Here is a 16,572-nt window from a genome sequence, read left to right on the forward strand (position 1 = left end):
TTATTAGAGTGCGTTTTGTACGGCCTTGGCCAATTCATCAGGCTGGAACTTGGCGATAAAATTGTTCGCACCAACTTTCTGCACCATTGCCTGGTTGAATACTCCACTGAGCGAGGTATGCAGAATAACATGCAAATCCTTGAGATTGGGATTATTCCGGATCTCGGCAGTGAAGGTATAGCCATCCATTTCCGGCATTTCGATATCCGAAATAACCAGCGCAACCTGATCCTTGATAGGACCATTTTTGGTCATTTCCAGCAGCATGTTCAATGCTTCGCGGCCATCTTTTGCCAACACGCACTCGACACCGATAGCCTCAAGCGCACGTTGTACCTGTTTGCGTGCCACTGAGGAATCATCCGCAACAAGAACAGGACGCCCCAGAGTCGGGTGGTCGACACTGGCCTGAACCAACTCCTCACTCACATCCGTTGCAACCGGCGAAATTTCGTTCAATATCCGCTCAACATCAAGAATTTCGACCAACTCGCCGTCGACTTCAGTCACGGCTGTCATGTAGTTGATGCGACCTGCACCTTTGGGCGGAGGCAGGATGGATTCCCAGTTCATATTGATGATGCGCTCGACCGAATGCACCAAGAAGCCCTGAATAGAGCGGTTGTACTCGGAGATGATAATGAAGCATTTGCTCAGATCATCAATCGGGCGTTTGCCAACAGCCATGCTGAGATCGATGACCGAGATAGTCTGGCCACGAATATGTGCAACCCCGCGGATGCAGGAGTTCAGTTTGGGCATCACGGTCAAGGGGGGACACTGCAACACTTCACGCACTTTGAATACGTTGATGCCAAATCTTTGACGTCCATTGAGACGAAACAACAACAACTCCAGCCGGTTTTGCCCCACTAGCTGGGTACGTTGGTTGACCGAGTCCAGGATACTGGCCATAAACACTCCCTAAAAACGCTTGGCATTAATCATGCATGCGTGATGGATTGCGTCAGACTATCGATGTGACAACGAACAGATTCTGAAGCAATCATAGTTAAATATGGTGATATGCGTGAACAACTTATCGACCAACGAGCGAAAATGATTAACCGACTTTTACTCATCAGCCTCTTTTTTGGCAGCATATCTTCCAGCTACGCCTCGGACGTCACTACTTATCTGCAAGAAAAGGCACAAGAGTTCGTTTACAGCCAGCTGGATATTCCGTTGGATGCCAGAGCCGAGGTCACCTCTGCCACACTGGATGAACGGCTCCCACTGACCCGCTGCGAAGATCTGCTCACTATCAGCTTACCAGCAAAAATGGAAATTCGCCGTAATACAACAGTTTACCTTAAATGTGAGGAAGACAAACCCTGGGACGTCTATCTCCCGGTACGGGTCAGCATTCAAAAACCCTATGTCACTGTGACCAACCCCATCGCCAAGGGGGACCTGCTGAGTGAAAGCCAGCTGGTGTTGGCCTATCAAGATCAGACCCTGATCCGCGGCGACTACCTGACTGACACCGCCCCTCTTGTCGGAGTACGCAGCAAGCGGGAGCTAAAACCTGGGCAACCCATCCGTTTGAGCCAGGTTTGTGTAGTGTGCAAAGGGGATCAGGTCACCCTGACGGCAGAAAATAGCAACTTCCAGATCAAAACCATGGCCCGAGCCTTGCAAGATGGCAGCTTCGGAGAGATCATCAAACTCGTCAATATTCGCTCCGGCAAAACCGTTGAGGGTAAAGTCAGTGCGGTAGGCGCCGTATCGGTCACTTTTTAAATCCGGATCCTTGACAACTTTTTTCTAAAGTTTTGATCTGCCGCACCGATAAACAGGTAAGCAAACCTTAAAGCAGACGAAGGTAACTAAAATGGCCATCAACAATATCAACAACTTGGCGAATAATCGGTTGCAAAATACCGCTAATAGCCAGGGGACAGGCAGCAAGTCAGTCACCTCATCGCCCGAAAACAAAGCGGCTACTGTCAAGCTGGACTCCGTCTCCTTGACCAGTGAGGCGCAACAATTGCAAAAGATGCAACAAAACCTCAATACCGCCTCGACCGGCAATGAGAGCAAGGTCGAACGGCTGAAAAAAGCCGTCGCGAGTGGCGAATATCAGGTTAACAGCGACGCTGTGGCCAAGAAGATGTTCAGTTTCGAGGCCAATCTGGACAAAGTTCTGGGATGATGGACTTACCTTCGTTACTGCACACCCAAGATGATTACCTCAGCCAGATGCAAGGCATTCTGGAAGAGGAGTTCAGCTTGCTCGAACAGCATCAGGCACTGGCCCTGCCCGCACTGACCGAGCGCAAACAGCAGTTGCTTGCTGCGATAGAAACTCTGGACAAGACACTGGCAGAGATGCCGGAACTGGCACTGCAGCTGGCAGCCTATCCCGACGAGATGGCGCAGCTTCGTGCAAAACTGGATGCTTGCCAGGCACAAAATGATATCAACGGTCGATTGCTTGAATTGAGCATCGTCTCAAACCGTCGTCTGGCAACCTTTCTGAGTCAGCTGCGCGATCGCAACAGCCTGACCTATGACGCCAAGGGTAATACTCGCTCTGGCACCCGATCCTACGGTATCAAGGCCTGATATCTCTTATCAGGCCTTGCATTTTTGCTCTCCGTTTTAAAGCTCCAGTCGCAACAACTCTCGCCCGTCCTCACACGCATTGACGCGCAGTACTCCGTCCTCATAGCTCCCGTAACTGGCAGGCAACTCGCCGCGCGGGAAACAAATTGACCCCGGGTTCATCAAGATCCGTTCCCCCTGCCACTCCAGCACCGGCACATGAGTGTGGCCGCTCAGGAACAGACTACCCGGCGGTAGCTGTACCTCGTCTGGGCGATAAAGATGGCCGTGGCTGACAAACCAGCGCCGCTCATCGATCAGCAACTGGTTGTAGGGGGCGGTGATGGGAAAGCGCAACAGCATCTGATCTACTTCGGAATCACAATTGCCCCGCACCGCGATGATTTGCGGAGCCAACTCGTTAAGCCGATCGGCCACAGCGGCCGGGTTATACCCTTCCGGCAGAGGATTGCGCGGGCCATGGTTGAGCAGATCGCCGAGCAGCAGATAGTGATCCGGCTGCCAGGGCTCAAGTTGTGTCAGCACCCGCTCCAGCGCAATGATGCTGCCGTGGATGTCGGAAATGATGGCAAGTTTCATGAAATGCTCCTCACTGCGGGCTGAAATAGAGATCCTTGGTGGCAATCGTCCCTTTCAAATTCTGGCTGGGCAGTCCCCGCAGGGTGGGATCGACCAGTCTCATCTGATTGTAATGATACACGGGGAGGATCGGCGCCTCCTCAAGCAGCAACTGTTCGGCATGCCGGTAGAGTTCAACCCGGCTCGCGCTGTCCAGAGTATTGGCTGCCTGCTCCAGCAACAGATCAAAGTCGGGATTGCAGTAGCCGCTCTCGTTGCGCAGATCCTGACAACGGAAGCTGCCCAGCATGGCAGACGGCTCCACGTAATCGCCAAACAGGAAGCTTCTGGCCACTTGGAAATCACCGCTATCCTTGGCCACCTGATAGGCACCCCACTCCAGACTGTTGAGGGTGACCTGTACCCCCAGCTTCTGCCACATGGCGGCAATGGCCATCGCCATCTGCTTGTGGGTTTCTGCGCTGTTGTAGGTAATGCTCAGCTTGAGTGGATTGGCACTGTTATACCCGGCCGCTGACAACAACGCTGCCGCTTTGGCCTGGCGGGTTGGCATATCTTCAAGCGCCACAGGCAATATCACCCGGGGGTAACCCGGCATCTCCGGCAACAGCGACCATGCCGCCTGTTCATCCTGCCCGCTCACCGATCCAATGAGCTGCTGTCGATCAACCGCCATGGAGAGCGCCTGACGCACCCGCACATCCTGCAGTTCGGGGCGCTTCAAATTGAACGCATAGAGATAGGTGCCAAACAGCGGCAACCCCCACAGCCGCTCCGGAGATTCGCGCTTCATCTTCTGGTAATAGCCGAGGGAGACCTTGTTGGTGAGCTGGATTTCACCAGCCTCATAGCGCAGCCGCTCTGCATGTTGCGAGGTGATCGGCAGGTAGGTGACCCGCCCGATACGGCTGTGAAGGTCATCCCAGTAGTGGATATTGCGCTCGGCTTCGATCCGCTCGTTCGGCGTCCAGCTTGCCAGCCGGTACGCACCATTGCTCACCAGCTTGCCAGGCTCGGTCCACTGTTTGCCAAACTTGGCTATCGCCTTCTGATTGACCGGCACAAAGGGGCGCTGACTGATGAGCTGCAGGAAATAGGGAGCCGGCCGCTCCAGAGTGATTTTCAGGATCTGATCGCTTTGCGCTTCAATGCCCAGATTGCCGAGCTCCAGCGCACCGGCATAGATGGATTGCGCATTGTTGATCCCCGTCGCCAGCAGCAATCCGGCAGAAGGGGAGTTGATGGCCGGATCGAGCAGACGGCGCCAGGCATAGACAAAATCAGCGGCCACCAGCGGCTCGCCATTGGACCATTTCAGTTGAGGGCGCAGGAAGAATCGCCACTCCAGCCCATCTTCACTCACCTCCCAGCGCTGTGCCTGAGCAGGAACGATATGCCCCTGACCATCTTCGCTGACCAGCCCTTCAAACAGATCGACCAGTACCGCCTCCCCCGGAAAACCGGAGCGCACCAGCGCCGGATCCAGCGACTCCGGCTCGGCACCGTTGCCCTTTACCAGGGTTTGCCGATCGGCAAGCAGGGGCTGCTGCTCAACGGTGGTGGCATGGGCCAGGGGCCCTGCCAGCACGGCAAGCAATAGCGGGGAGAGCCAGCGTTGCGCCAGCTTGGGGAAGAAACCATACCTCATGACCAAACCTCGAATAACACCACTGCAGGAGGGGAAGGCCGACGGCGCGCCTGATGAATGCCTGATGCCGCTCTTGTTATCCCCGAAAACGCCCCGTATTGTATCGGGCTTGCCCGGGAGATGGAGTCTTTCGGGTTAATTTTTTCAGGAGTTTTTATGGGTTATGAGTGGCTGGCCCTCGCGTCGGCCAGTTTATGGGCAGTTGCAGCGCTAATTTCGGTCAAACCGGCCCGTCATCTCGGCGCATTTGCCTACAGCCGCTGGCGCATGTTTCTGGTCAGCCTGATGCTCGGCACCATGAGTCTGCTCACCGGTGGCTGGCAAACCCTCACCGCAAGCGCCCTGCCCCTGCTCGCCATCTCGGGGCTGGTCGGCATCTTCGTGGGCGATACGGCGCTGTTTGCCTGCATGAACCGGTTGGGGCCAAGACGCAGTGCCCTGCTCTTCTCTTGCCATGCGCTGTTTTCCGCCCTGCTTGGGCTATGGCTCTTCAATGAACAGCTGACGGGCTGGCGACTGCTGGGGGCCATGCTGGTCTTTGCCGGCGTGATGCTGGCAATCCTGTTTGGCAGACGCAGTAGCAGTAACGAGTGGGAGCAGATCCGTGGCAATCTGGCGCTGGGAATTGGCCTTGGCCTGACGGCGGCACTGTGTCAAAGCGTGGGAGCCATCATCGCCAAGCCGGTGATGATGAGTGGTGAGGTGGATGCGGTGAGTGCATCGGGTATCCGGATGGGCAGTGCCCTGCTGGCCCACTGCGTCCTGCGGCTGGGGCGCTTGCCGCTGGCCATGCCGCTCAAACCGGTCAATCGCCATATCCTCGCCATGATTGCCACCAACGGTTTTCTGGCGATGGGGCTGGGGATGACGCTGATCCTGATGGCGTTGCGGCAGGGCGAGGTGGGCATGGTGGCCATTCTCTCCTCCACCACGCCGGTACTGCTGCTGCCGCTGTTGTGGTGGCACTCGGGGGAGCGGCCATCCATTGCCGCCTGGGCGGGGGCACTGATTGCCACCCTGGGCACCGCGCTGGTGCTGGGCTTCAGCACTCACTGACACCCGGCACCATCCCAGATCAGAACAGGGCAATCTCCTCAGCGGTCAGCTCGCGGTATTCACCGGGGGCCAGATCTTCATCCAGCGTCAGACCGCCCACCCGCTCGCGATGCAAGCCAACGACCTTGTTGCCGATGGAGGCAAACATCCGCTTGACCTGATGGTACTTGCCTTCGTGAATGGTCAGGCGGGCCTCGCACTCGCCGAGAATTTCCAGCTGGGCAGGACGGGTTTTATCGGTCTCGTTACGCAGGTAGACCCCTTCGGCGAACAGCGCGATTGCATCCGGGCTCACCGGATCGGCTAGCCAGACGTGATAGGTCTTGGCACACTCGTGGCGAGGCGAGGTGATGCGGTGGGACCATTGACCATCGTCGGTCACCAGCACCAGCCCCGTGGTATCGAGGTCGAGGCGACCCACTACGTGCAGCTTGCCCATCGCCGGTTCATCCATCAGGAAGAAGACGGTCGGGTGATCCGGATCCTCGTTGGAACAGACATAACCTTCCGGCTTGTGCAGCATGAAATAGCGGTTGCGCTGCTCCAGTGTCAGCAGCACGCCGTCAAACTCGATCTGGCTCTGCTCATTGATATGAAAGGCGGGCTGCTTGACCACAATGCCATCCACCATGACCTCGCCCTGACGGATCAGTTTGCCTGCCAGCGAGCGGGTCAAATCGGAACAATCGCACAGAAATTTATCAAGCCGCATTCACAACCTCGGAGTCCAACAAGTAAAGGGGCGTCATTATATCGGGCGGGGGCGACAACGCCACTGTTAAGGGGGTACCAATTATGACGAACTGGTCATCCGATGTTACACTTCTCCGGTGTGACCCATCCGAACGATACTCATAATAATAAGAGTCAGGAAGCCCTCATGAAGTCTCAAGCATCCTATCCCGTCATTCCCGTCAACCAGCTGAAACCCGGCATGTATGTGATTGCTATCGCCAGCCAGACAGGTGGGATGGAGATCGCCCAGATGGGCTTGGTGACCAGCGTGGCGCAAATTGCCAATCTGGTGCGTCAGGGGGTGCTCACGGTACGCATCGATCTGGCCCGCAGCAAACTGGGCAGTGCCGAAAGTGACGCCGTTACCTCCCCCGATCTCAATGCCAACAGCGCCCAGGTAGGGCGCCGTGCCAGTGCCAACGGCGAAGGACGGGAGCTTAAAATTCGCCGCCTCTATCAGGAAGCGCGCGAGCTGCAAGGCAAATTCATTCGCCATCTCAAAGCGGGTGAACCCATCGACATCACCCCGCTGGCCGAAGTCGCCGAAGAGATGGTGGACACCATGTTCACCCACGGCGATGCCATGCTCTGTCTGGCCCGTATTCGCGCCAAGGATGCCTACCTGATGGAGCACTCCATGAACGTGGCCATTCTGCTGGCCAACTTCGGCCGCTATCTGGGACTGGAGCGCAGCGTGCTCAAGGAGCTGACCCTGGGTGGCCTGCTGCACGACGTGGGCAAGATCATGACCCCGGACGAGGTGCTCCACAAACCGGGCAAGCTGACCGACGAGGAGTTCGCCATCATGCGTCAGCATGTGGTGCACAGTTACGAGATCCTCAGCAATACCCCTGGCATTACCCCCACCATGCTGGAGGTGGCCGCCAACCACCACGAGCGGCTCGATGGCTCCGGCTACCCGCAGCGACTCAAGGGGGAGCAGCTCTCTCTCTATACCCGGATGAGCGGCATCGTCGATGTCTATGATGCCATCACCGCGGATCGGGTCTACAAAGCAGGTATGCAGCCGACCCAGGCCTTCCGCATTCTGCTCAAGGGGATCAATCAGCACTTCGATGCTGAACTGGTTACCAAGTTCATCAAGTGCATGGGAGTCTATCCGGTGGGCACTCTGGTACAGCTCTCAAACCAGCGCCTGGCTATCGTGATGCAGCGCAACGAGCAGCAGCCGCTCAAGCCGGTGGTCAAGGTGATCTATCACGCCACCCAGCGTCACTACCTCGACGTACAGTGGCTGGATCTGGCCAAGTCAGGGGTGCAGGAGAGCATCGAGAATACAGTCGACCCCAAAGAGTTTGGCATCAACCTCGCCAACTTCTTCTAAACCTATCACCTCAGATATTCATGATTGGCGCTGGCTGTCGAGCCAGTGCCGGATCAGAAACTCCTCATCCAGCGGCGAGAGATCAAAACGCAGGCTGGCCTCTTCAATGGCGGCGATATCGTGCTGATGATGCTCGCTGAGCCAAAGCACCGCACGACGCAAATCTTCACCATGGGGGAGTAGCAGATGGTCGCTCATGGGATACCTCCGGTAGACTGCAAGGCGGCCAGCGAATGTAGCCACCTCTTTCCAGTCTAGTCGGTCAATCCCCATCACCCGCGCTTCTTCACCCTCCCCCCTCAATCACGGCAATCAGCTTGCCACCGGGATCAGCGACCGAAAGCGCGCTGCCAATCCTGATCGAACTTCACCAGCGCCGCATCCACCGCAGGCACATTCAGCAACTGCTCGGCCACATCAAGCGGCAAGGTGATCGATTGGCAACCGGCCAGCAGGCAGTCGAGCGCCTGACGGGGAGTGCGGAATGACGCTGCCAGCACCTTGCTGTTCGGCGCGTGCAGCGCAAGCAGCTGTTGCAACTCCTGCACGGTAGCAATGCCATCGCCACCCTGGGCATCCAGCCGGTTAACGTAGGGCGCGACATATTCCGCCCCCGCCACCGCCGCCAACCAACCCTGCAGCGGGGTATAGACAGCGGTGCCCAGAGTCGGCACACCGTTAGCGGTCAGGCTCTTGATGGCCGCCAGCCCCTCTGCGCATACCGGGATTTTGATCACCAGATCCGGGTCCAGCTCACGCAGGGCAAATGCCTCGCGCACCATCTCGGTTTCGGTTTTGGCCATCACCTGGGCAAACAGGCGCGCCTTGGGCCCCAGCACGTCGCGCAGGGCGGGCAGCAGCTCACAGAGCGGCAATCCCCCGGCGGCGGTAATGGAAGGATTGGTGGTGACACCGGCCAACGGCAGGATCCGTGACCAGCGACGCACTGCCGCCACATCAGCGGTATCGAGATACAGCTCCATCTCTAACTCCTTAACGGGATGTTCAATATGTCGCCATTCTAGCGAGAAAACATCTGCAAATAGCTTGATCGAAATCAAATCAACTTTCGAATGAAAGCAAATAGAATGCAAATACAAAAGGAGGCGGTATGATTTTTGACCTGCAACGATATTCAACTCACGATGGCCCCGGCATTCGCACCCTGGTGTTTCTCAAGGGGTGCTCGCTGGCCTGTCTGTGGTGTCAAAACCCGGAAAGCCGCTCTCCCAAGCCGGACATACTACTCGACCGGCGCCAGTGCATCGAGGGATGCCAGCTCTGCAGCCAGGCTTGTCCGGCAATCTTGCGTGACAGCCAGGGCATCCAGCTCAGCCGTTCTACCCTCAAGGCCGATGATATGGAACGGCTGCGCGGCCTCTGCCCCAGCGAAGCGCTGCAGGTGTGCGGCCGCGATGAACCCCTGGACACCCTGATGGACACCATCTTGCGGGATCGCCCCTTCTTCGAGCGCAGCGGCGGTGGCGTCACCCTCTCCGGTGGCGAGCCTTTTATGCAGCCCGACTTTGCCGCCGCTTTGCTGGCCCGCTGCAAGGCCGAAGGGCTGCACACCGCGGTCGAGAGCTGCCTCCATGTGCCATGGCACCAGATTGAGCCAAGCCTCCCCTCACTGGATCTGGTGCTGGCAGATCTCAAACACGTGGATAAAGAACGATTCTTCCACTGGACCCGCGGCAAAGTGGAGTTGCCCATCGCGAACCTCAAACGCCTCGCCAAATACGGCATGCCGATGCAGATCCGGGTGCCGCTCATTCCCGGCTTCAATGCCGACCGCGCATCGATCAGCGCCATCACCGACACCGCCGCCAGCCTCGGCACCGTGCAGGAGATCCACTTCCTCCCCTACCACACCCTGGGGATGGGCAAATATGCCCTGCTGGATCTGCCCTATCAGGCGCCGGAGACACCGCTCGACGACCCCGATTTACTCCACTTTGCCCATGCATACGCCCAACGTCAGGGGCTGACCCCTGTGACCAGAGGATAAGATCATGACCCAGCTCGACCTCAATACCCTCAGCCCACGGATCCGCGCCCACAAAGAGAGCCTGATCCACATCGTTCAGCCACCGGTTTGCACCGAGCGTGCCCGCCACTACACCGAGGCCTATCAGGCTAACCTCGCCCGCCCGCTGCCGGTGCGCCGCGCCCTGGCGCTGGCTCATCACCTCAAGGAGCGCACCATCTGGATCAAGCACGACGAGCTTATCGTCGGCAATCAGGCCAGTCAGGTACGGGCGGCGCCGCTATTTCCCGAATACACTGTGAGCTGGATTGAGAAGGAGATCGACGAGCTGGCAGACCGCCCCGGTGCCGGTTTTGCAGTCAGCGAAACCGACAAGGCGATCATCCACGCCCTCACCCCCTTCTGGCGCGGCCAGACGGTGCAGGATCGCTGCTTTGGCCTCTTTACCGATGAGCAGAAAGCGCTGCTGGAGAGCGGCATCATCAAGGCCGAGGGCAACATGACCTCGGGGGATGCCCACCTCGCGGTCAACTATGAGGAGCTGCTCACGCTGGGGCTCGATGGCTTCAAGGCCAAGGTGGCCGAGCGGCGCAGTCGGCTGGATCTGGCGGATTGGGCCGACCTGCAGCGCGAGCAGTTCCTGCACGCCGTCGCCATCACTCTGGATGCGGTCAGCGCTCACATCTCGCGCTACGCCGCACTTGCCCATGATATGGCAGCACAAGAATCTCGCCCCGAGCGCCGAAACGAGCTTGAGACCATAGCGCTCAACTGTGCCCACATCGCCCACCAGCCACCCGAAACCTTTTGGCAGGCACTGCAGCTCTGCTACTTTATCCAGCTCATTCTGCAGATCGAATCCAACGGCCACTCGGTGTCGTTCGGCCGGATGGATCAGTACCTCTATCCCTGGTATCGCCGCGAAGTGGAGCTGTCAGAATCCCTGTCACGCCCCCGCGCCATCGAACTGCTGCAAGGGTGCTGGCTGAAATTGCTGGAGGTGAACAAGATCCGCTCCGGCACCCACTCCAAGGCCTCTGCTGGCAGCCCGCTCTACCAGAACGTCACCATCGGCGGCCAGAACTGGCGGGATGGCGCTGCCCATGACGCGGTCAATGGCCTCTCCTACGCGATTCTGGAGTCCTGCGGCCAGCTGCGCTCCACCCAGCCCAACCTCTCGGTGCGCTACCACGCCGGGATGAGCGAGGATTTCCTCGACGCCTGCATTCAAGTGATCCGCTGCGGCTTTGGCATGCCCGCCTTCAACAACGACGAGGTGGTGATCCCCGAGTTCATCAAGCTCGGGGTGAGCGTGGAGGATGCCCACCACTACGCCGCCATCGGCTGCATCGAGACCGCCGTGCCCGGCAAGTGGGGCTACCGTTGCACCGGCATGAGCTTTATCAACTTCGCCCGCATCCTGCTGGCCTCCCTCGATGGCGGCCGCGATGCCACCACCGGCAAGGTCTTCCTGCCCCAAACCCAATCGCTGCGAGACGGTAACTTTGGCAACTTTGACGAGGTGATGGCCCGCTGGGATGAGCAGGTGCGCTACTTCACCCGCAAATCCATCGAGATCGACTGCGTGGTCGACAGCGTGCTGGAAGCCCAAGCCCATGACATCCTCTGCAGCACCCTGGTAGATGACTGCATCGAGCGCGGCAAGACCATCAAGGAGGGGGGCGCCGTCTATGACTGGGTCTCAGGTCTACAGGTGGGAATTGCCAACCTCGGCAACAGCCTGGCAGCCCTGAAGAAACTGGTGTTCGAGCAGGGGATTGTGGATCAGCAAGAGCTGGCCGAAGCACTCGAACAAGATTTTGCCGGGCTGGCAGGGGAGCAGCTGCGCCAGCGCCTCACCAACGCCGCCCCCAAATATGGCAACGATCTGGACAAGGTAGATATGCTGCTGGTACAGGCCTACCAGAGCTACATCGACGAGCTCAAGGGGCTGCACAATACCCGCTTCGGCCGTGGCCCCATCGGCGGCACCTACTATGCCGGCACCTCCTCCATCTCCGCCAACGTGCCCTTCGGTGCCGCCACCATGGCTACCCCGGATGGCCGCCACGCCCGCACGCCGCTGGCGGAAGGGGCCAGCCCCTCGTCGGGTTCGGATCGTCTCGGCCCGACGGCGGTATTCAACTCCATCGGCAAGCTGCCCACGGCGGCCATTCTCGGCGGGGTGCTGCTCAACCAGAAGCTGAGCCCGGCGAGCCTTGAGAACGAGCGGGACAAGGCCAAGCTGATGAGCCTGCTGCGCACCTTCTTCGAGGTGCACAAGGGGTGGCACGTGCAGTACAACATCGTCTCGCGCGAGACCCTGCTGGCAGCCAAGGCCCATCCCGATCAGTACCGGGATCTGGTGGTACGGGTGGCGGGCTATTCGGCCTTCTTCACCGCCTTATCCCCGGATGCGCAAGATGATATCATCGCCCGCACCGAGCACAGTCTCTGACGGGGCGCACCCCATGGCGCCTGTGACGTCATATGATTGGCAAGCCACCCTCGGGTGGCTTGCCGCTATCCACCACCTTGCATGCGAGCGCACCATGAATCCACGCCACCAACTGATCCTCACTCTGGTCCATCAGGCTCGCAAGATGAGCGTGAGTGAACTCTCCCGACACACAGGCGTGTCTGAGGTGACGGTGCGCAACGACCTCACCGCGCTGGAGAAACAGGGACTGCTCAGACGGGTACACGGCTCGGCCATGGCGCTGGAGACCGATGACCCGGATGCCCGGATGAACATCAATTACCTGCTCAAGGAGCGCCTCGCCGAGCGGGCCGCCCAGCTGGTGGAAGATGGCGAGACGGTCTTTATCGAGGGGGGCAGCGCCAACGCCATGCTGGCGCGCCATCTGGCCCTGCACAAACGGGTCACCATCATCACCATCAGCAGCTATATCGCCCATCTGCTCAAAGACACCCCGGCTCAGGTGGTGCTGCTTGGCGGGCTGTTCCAGCATCAGAGCGAGAGCGTGGTGGGGCCGCTGACGCGCCTCTGTATCGAGCAGGTGCACTTCTCCAAGGCCTTTATCGGGGTCGACGGTTTTCATCCCGAGATGGGTTTCACCGGCCGCGATATGATGCGGGCCGACGTGGTCAACAGCGTGCTGGCCAAGGGGATGACCAATGTGGTGATCACCGACAGCAGCAAATTTGGCGCCATCCACCCGAGCCAGCTTGGCGCGCCGGGCCAGATCAACGTACTGGTTACCGACGATGCCCTGCCCGCCCCCATGCGGGCTGCCATTGCGGCCAAGGGGATCACCCTGCACTGCGTTGCGGCCTAGGCCACCCGCTAATTCACGCTATTTCATTGACCTGACAGAATAAAATTTTCATGATGAGCCAGTCCCCATCGGGACTGACATCACCAGTGCGTGATCTGCAGGAAGCAGACTTCAGGAGAGCAAGGACATGCCATCGACCATCACCGCCGGGGAGCGCAGACTCTCCCCTATCATTCGCGCCACCGCCATCACCCTGACCCTGTGCTGGAGCCCGTTTGGCTGGAGTGCCACGCTGCCCGCCGACTTGAAGTGGGAGAGCAACAACCAGGATCCTCTCTATGCCGATCCGACCGCCAAACGCGGCGGCACCTTTCGCACCTTTATGACCAGCTTCCCCCTGACTTTGCGCAAATATGGCCCCGACTCCAACGGCGGCTTTGCCGGTTACGTGCGGGAAACCAACCTGCCACTGCTGAGCACTCATCCCGTCACCGGCAACCCCATGCCGATGCTGGCAAACGAGTGGGCCTTCGGCGCCGACAACAAGACCCTTTATTTTCGCATCAATCCCAAAGCGCGCTGGTCAGACGGCCAACCGGTCACCGCCAATGACTGGCTCTTTACCCTCAAGATGATGCGCAGCAAGGAGATCAACGACCCCTGGTACAACAACTACTACAGCACCCAGATAGCAGACATAACCAAGTTTGATGATCACACCCTGGCCATCACCAGCGGCACCGAAAAGAGCCGCCAGGATCTGCTCGAATCGCTGCCCATCAGCCCGGAGCCGAGCCACGCCATCAAGCTCACCGCCAACTGGGTCAATGAGTACAACTGGAAGGTGTTGCCGGTCACCGGACCCTATCAGATCGATCAGGTGAAAAAGGGTAAATCGGTCACCTTCAAGCGGATTGAAAACTGGTGGGGGGATGACGAGCGCTACTTCCAGCATCGCTTCAATCCTGCGCGGATCGAGATCAAGGTGCTCAGGGATCTGAACATCGCCTGGCAGCACTTCCTGCGCGGCGATCTCGACACCTTCCCGCTGGTGATGCCCAACTGGTGGCACGACAAGACCAAAACCGCGGAGTTCGAGAAGGGTTATATCGCGCGTACCTGGTTCTACAACCAGACCCCGCAATCGCCAATGGGGCTCTATCTCAACACCGCCGATCCGCTGCTGAATAATCTAGATGTGCGGCTCGGGATCCAGCATGCCCTCAACCTCGACAAGATGCTCACCACCCTGCTGCGGGGGGATTACCAGCGACTCAACAGTTATGGCTCAGGTCAGGGTGAGTTTACCAACAGCGAGATCAAGGCCCGTCCGTTCGATCCCAAACTGGCACGGGAATACTTTGCCAAGGCAAGCTTTAACAAGGTAGGGCCACAGGGGATTTTGCAAAACGACAAGGGGCAGTCACTGACCCTCGCCATCACCTACACCACCGCAGAGCATGCCCAGCGGCTCACGCTGTTGCGGGAAGAGGCCAAGAAGGCGGGGCTTAATCTGGAGCTCAACCTGATGGATGCATCGGCCGGTTTCAAATCGATGCTGGAGAAAAAGCACCAGAGCGCCTGGATGGCCTGGGCGGGCAGCCGCTATCCCGCCTATTGGGAGTTCTTCCACAAGGTCAACGCCAACAAGCCCCAGACCAACAACATCATGAACATCGATGACGATGCCATCACGGCTCTGGTGGAGCAGTATGACAAGGAGTTCGACTTTGCCAAAAAGGCGGCCCTGTCACGGCAGATCCAGCAGCGGCTCTATGAGCTGGCAAGCTTCGTGCCTGCCTATCAGGTACCCTACACCCGGGAAGGGGCATGGCGCTGGATAAAACTGCCAAAAGTACCTGCAACACCCAAGAGCGAGCAGCTTTACTGGCCTCTTGGGGGCGACAACAGCGGTTACAGCTATGGCGGTCTGCTATGGATTGATGAAGAGCTAAAATCCGAGACCAGGGCAGCCATCAAGAGTGGCAAGACTTTCCCGGCCGAGCCTATCATCGACACCACCTATCGCCAGCCTTGATAGCGACAACTCATTTGGCAAACAGACCTAAAACAAAGACCCCGCCAGATAGCGGGGTCTTTGTTGGCAACCGGTGTTGCGAATCGCGCAGTGATCAGCCGCGTTTGGCCTGCTTCTCGGCAATGGCGTCAGCCACGTCGGCCGGCTCCAGTACGATGCCTTCCTGATCCGGGGTCGGGAACACGGCAACACACAGCTCGTCCTGCTCCATACCGTCAACCCAGCGCTCCAGCCACACCTTCAGGGTGATGGACTGCGGCTTGCAATCGGCCCACTCACCTTCGGCCCACGCCTTGGCGTACTCCGGGTGCGGCCATACCGGGATGCAATCTTCATCGTCGGTGGTCAGCATCATGACGCCATGCTCGTCAGTCAGGACGAACAGCTCTTCATGCTCGACCAGCTTGCTGATGAAGTGATCGTAACGGTAATCAGCGTTCAGTTGCAGCGCGGCATTGCGCTCGGTGTCGCTCAGTTCATAGCTCATTGGCCAAGTCTCTCTCTCGATAAAGGGCGCCATGTTCACATCTTGTCGTCAGCTTGTCCAGCTTGCAGCCCCTTGGCACCGGATGGGGAGGACAATGACGCAAATAAGGATAGAGCAGCCTCCTCGATAGCGAGACCGCCAGCCATCATATTGCCCCTTTTACAAGGCAGGGGTGATCAGCTCCACATCAGGCTGCTCGCTCAGCTTTTGCCGCAGCCAGTAGGCGGACTCCACTTCGACAAAGCAGAGCAGATCCTGGCCATTGGCCACCATAGCCATCAGCTGCTCAAAACGCTGCTGTTGCTGTTGCTCCCAAGCGGCAGCAAGTTTGGCACCGTGGGCTTCATCCACCACTTCGCGACGCAGCTCGAACAGGTTATCGGTGATCGGGCTGTTGATCTTGGCGGCGGTGTGCCAGTACATCAGCAGGTTATCCATCATCTCGCTGTCGTAGTTGGCCAGTGCATCCAGCTCGGGTGTATCACCGCTGTCGCTGGCGGCAAAATCACACCAGCCCGCATCGAGTGACGCCAGCTCATGAGCCCCCTTGGCATGCTTGCGTAACAGCGCAATGTCGGCCCCCTTGCGTGTAGGTAACCACACCTCGCCCTGATGGGCATCCAACAGGGACGTCAACGAAACAGCGGGGTAAACCGGAAAGCGGGTACAAAGTGAATGCAGCAGGGATACCAGAGTGATCTTGACCATGAGCGATACCTTGAACAGGGCGAACAGCCACCAATAGACCGTCCGATATAAAGAAGTGCCCTATCCTACCACGTTTGGTCCGGCTCGGCCCTTGACGAAGCTGTCAGCCAACCATCTGATTACGCCGAAAAAAACAGCATTTGAAACGCAGCATCCAGCCAAAGATCAATAATTTGAGCCAG

At 58.4% G+C, this 16,572-nt stretch carries 17 protein-coding genes; 9 read left to right on the plus strand and 8 right to left on the minus strand.

Annotation, left to right across the window (positions count from 1 at the left end):
- Nucleotides 1-3: 3 nt before the first annotated feature.
- On the minus strand, nucleotides 4-915 hold the full coding sequence (locus tag VF684_RS03405; protein ID WP_005334174.1) for a chemotaxis protein CheV: 912 nt from the start codon (nucleotides 913-915) through the stop codon (nucleotides 4-6).
- A gap of 144 nt (nucleotides 916-1,059) precedes the next feature.
- On the opposite strand from VF684_RS03405, the gene flgA reads away from it, so the two are divergent.
- From flgA to VF684_RS03420, 3 genes are all read left to right on the plus strand, one after another.
- Entirely contained in the window at nucleotides 1,060-1,743 is a 684-nt protein-coding gene (gene flgA / locus VF684_RS03410; protein WP_081042809.1) for a flagellar basal body P-ring formation chaperone FlgA, read from the plus strand.
- 91 nt (nucleotides 1,744-1,834) lie between these two features.
- Nucleotides 1,835-2,155: a flagellar biosynthesis anti-sigma factor FlgM gene (flgM, locus tag VF684_RS03415; RefSeq protein WP_005334177.1), complete on the plus strand. Its 321-nt coding sequence runs from the start codon at nucleotides 1,835-1,837 to the stop codon at nucleotides 2,153-2,155.
- A complete protein-coding gene (locus tag VF684_RS03420) occupies nucleotides 2,152-2,568 on the plus strand; it encodes a flagella synthesis protein FlgN (RefSeq protein WP_040066163.1) in 417 nt (138 codons plus the stop codon). The genes flgM and VF684_RS03420 overlap by 4 nt, the downstream gene beginning before the upstream one ends.
- Before the next feature lie 36 nt (nucleotides 2,569-2,604).
- Here VF684_RS03420 and yfcE read toward each other — a convergent pair whose 3' ends face one another.
- Both yfcE and VF684_RS03430 read right to left on the minus strand, forming a co-directional pair.
- Entirely contained in the window at nucleotides 2,605-3,147 is a 543-nt protein-coding gene (gene yfcE / locus VF684_RS03425) for a phosphodiesterase (protein WP_139441533.1), read from the minus strand.
- A gap of 10 nt (nucleotides 3,148-3,157) precedes the next feature.
- On the minus strand, nucleotides 3,158-4,795 hold the full coding sequence (locus tag VF684_RS03430; protein ID WP_162516413.1) for a peptide ABC transporter substrate-binding protein: 1,638 nt from the start codon (nucleotides 4,793-4,795) through the stop codon (nucleotides 3,158-3,160).
- A gap of 156 nt (nucleotides 4,796-4,951) precedes the next feature.
- Here VF684_RS03430 and VF684_RS03435 point away from each other — a divergent pair, with 156 nt between their 5' ends.
- Entirely contained in the window at nucleotides 4,952-5,851 is a 900-nt protein-coding gene (locus VF684_RS03435) for a DMT family transporter (protein ID WP_019446127.1), read from the plus strand.
- 19 nt (nucleotides 5,852-5,870) lie between these two features.
- Here VF684_RS03435 and rsuA read toward each other — a convergent pair whose 3' ends face one another.
- Nucleotides 5,871-6,563, minus strand: a complete 693-nt coding sequence (rsuA, locus tag VF684_RS03440; RefSeq protein WP_064336826.1) for a 16S rRNA pseudouridine(516) synthase RsuA — start codon at nucleotides 6,561-6,563, stop codon at nucleotides 5,871-5,873.
- Between the two features lie 168 nt (nucleotides 6,564-6,731).
- Here rsuA and VF684_RS03445 point away from each other — a divergent pair, with 168 nt between their 5' ends.
- A complete protein-coding gene (locus VF684_RS03445; RefSeq protein ID WP_005350638.1) occupies nucleotides 6,732-7,931 on the plus strand; it encodes an HD-GYP domain-containing protein in 1,200 nt (399 codons plus the stop codon).
- Nucleotides 7,932-7,949: 18 nt separating this feature from the next.
- On the opposite strand, the gene VF684_RS03450 is transcribed toward VF684_RS03445, so the two are convergent.
- Together VF684_RS03450 and fsa are read right to left on the minus strand one after the other, a co-directional pair.
- Entirely contained in the window at nucleotides 7,950-8,129 is a 180-nt protein-coding gene (locus tag VF684_RS03450) for a hypothetical protein (protein ID WP_005344504.1), read from the minus strand.
- 131 nt (nucleotides 8,130-8,260) lie between these two features.
- The gene (gene fsa, locus VF684_RS03455) at nucleotides 8,261-8,914 is read right to left on the minus strand and encodes a fructose-6-phosphate aldolase (protein WP_005334193.1); all 654 of its coding nucleotides are present in this window, start codon (nucleotides 8,912-8,914) and stop codon (nucleotides 8,261-8,263) included.
- A 128-nt stretch (nucleotides 8,915-9,042) separates the two neighbouring features.
- Here fsa and VF684_RS03460 point away from each other — a divergent pair, with 128 nt between their 5' ends.
- The 4 genes from VF684_RS03460 (at nucleotide 9,043) to VF684_RS03475 (ending at nucleotide 15,195) form a co-directional block, all read left to right on the plus strand.
- Nucleotides 9,043-9,939, plus strand: a complete 897-nt coding sequence (locus VF684_RS03460; RefSeq protein WP_139441535.1) for a glycyl-radical enzyme activating protein — start codon at nucleotides 9,043-9,045, stop codon at nucleotides 9,937-9,939.
- A 4-nt stretch (nucleotides 9,940-9,943) separates the two neighbouring features.
- The gene (locus VF684_RS03465; RefSeq protein WP_139441536.1) at nucleotides 9,944-12,376 is read left to right on the plus strand and encodes a formate C-acetyltransferase/glycerol dehydratase family glycyl radical enzyme; all 2,433 of its coding nucleotides are present in this window, start codon (nucleotides 9,944-9,946) and stop codon (nucleotides 12,374-12,376) included.
- A 94-nt stretch (nucleotides 12,377-12,470) separates the two neighbouring features.
- A complete protein-coding gene (locus tag VF684_RS03470) occupies nucleotides 12,471-13,217 on the plus strand; it encodes a DeoR/GlpR family DNA-binding transcription regulator (RefSeq protein ID WP_005350628.1) in 747 nt (248 codons plus the stop codon).
- A gap of 127 nt (nucleotides 13,218-13,344) precedes the next feature.
- Complete coding sequence (locus VF684_RS03475; protein WP_139441537.1) at nucleotides 13,345-15,195, plus strand: extracellular solute-binding protein; 1,851 nt, start codon at nucleotides 13,345-13,347, stop codon at nucleotides 15,193-15,195.
- A 94-nt stretch (nucleotides 15,196-15,289) separates the two neighbouring features.
- Here VF684_RS03475 and VF684_RS03480 read toward each other — a convergent pair whose 3' ends face one another.
- Entirely contained in the window at nucleotides 15,290-15,682 is a 393-nt protein-coding gene (locus VF684_RS03480; RefSeq protein ID WP_005334204.1) for a DUF2750 domain-containing protein, read from the minus strand.
- Nucleotides 15,683-15,841: 159 nt separating this feature from the next.
- Nucleotides 15,842-16,390 (minus strand): hypothetical protein, encoded by a 549-nt coding sequence (locus VF684_RS03485; RefSeq protein ID WP_201912515.1) that lies wholly within the window; start codon nucleotides 16,388-16,390, stop codon nucleotides 15,842-15,844.
- Nucleotides 16,391-16,572: the final 182 nt, after the last annotated feature.

It is taken from the genome of Aeromonas sp. Lyrl_2 (assembly GCF_051948815.1).
Lineage (GTDB): Bacteria > Pseudomonadota > Gammaproteobacteria > Enterobacterales > Aeromonadaceae > Aeromonas > Aeromonas veronii.

What these genes read in the sequence shown, in the direction of transcription:
- VF684_RS03405 (WP_005334174.1), bottom strand. Translation starts at nt 915, where the DNA reads ATGGCCAGTATCCTGGACTCGGTCAACCAACGTACCCAGCTAGTGGGG.
- flgA (WP_081042809.1), top strand. Translation starts at nt 1,060, where the DNA reads ATGATTAACCGACTTTTACTCATCAGCCTCTTTTTTGGCAGCATATCT.
- flgM (WP_005334177.1), top strand. Translation starts at nt 1,835, where the DNA reads ATGGCCATCAACAATATCAACAACTTGGCGAATAATCGGTTGCAAAAT.
- VF684_RS03420 (WP_040066163.1), top strand. Translation starts at nt 2,152, where the DNA reads ATGATGGACTTACCTTCGTTACTGCACACCCAAGATGATTACCTCAGC.
- yfcE (WP_139441533.1), bottom strand. Translation starts at nt 3,147, where the DNA reads ATGAAACTTGCCATCATTTCCGACATCCACGGCAGCATCATTGCGCTG.
- VF684_RS03430 (WP_162516413.1), bottom strand. Translation starts at nt 4,795, where the DNA reads ATGAGGTATGGTTTCTTCCCCAAGCTGGCGCAACGCTGGCTCTCCCCG.
- VF684_RS03435 (WP_019446127.1), top strand. Translation starts at nt 4,952, where the DNA reads ATGGGTTATGAGTGGCTGGCCCTCGCGTCGGCCAGTTTATGGGCAGTT.
- rsuA (WP_064336826.1), bottom strand. Translation starts at nt 6,563, where the DNA reads ATGCGGCTTGATAAATTTCTGTGCGATTGTTCCGATTTGACCCGCTCG.
- VF684_RS03445 (WP_005350638.1), top strand. Translation starts at nt 6,732, where the DNA reads ATGAAGTCTCAAGCATCCTATCCCGTCATTCCCGTCAACCAGCTGAAA.
- VF684_RS03450 (WP_005344504.1), bottom strand. Translation starts at nt 8,129, where the DNA reads ATGAGCGACCATCTGCTACTCCCCCATGGTGAAGATTTGCGTCGTGCG.
- fsa (WP_005334193.1), bottom strand. Translation starts at nt 8,914, where the DNA reads ATGGAGCTGTATCTCGATACCGCTGATGTGGCGGCAGTGCGTCGCTGG.
- VF684_RS03460 (WP_139441535.1), top strand. Translation starts at nt 9,043, where the DNA reads ATGATTTTTGACCTGCAACGATATTCAACTCACGATGGCCCCGGCATT.
- VF684_RS03465 (WP_139441536.1), top strand. Translation starts at nt 9,944, where the DNA reads ATGACCCAGCTCGACCTCAATACCCTCAGCCCACGGATCCGCGCCCAC.
- VF684_RS03470 (WP_005350628.1), top strand. Translation starts at nt 12,471, where the DNA reads ATGAATCCACGCCACCAACTGATCCTCACTCTGGTCCATCAGGCTCGC.
- VF684_RS03475 (WP_139441537.1), top strand. Translation starts at nt 13,345, where the DNA reads ATGCCATCGACCATCACCGCCGGGGAGCGCAGACTCTCCCCTATCATT.
- VF684_RS03480 (WP_005334204.1), bottom strand. Translation starts at nt 15,682, where the DNA reads ATGAGCTATGAACTGAGCGACACCGAGCGCAATGCCGCGCTGCAACTG.
- VF684_RS03485 (WP_201912515.1), bottom strand. Translation starts at nt 16,390, where the DNA reads ATGGTCAAGATCACTCTGGTATCCCTGCTGCATTCACTTTGTACCCGC.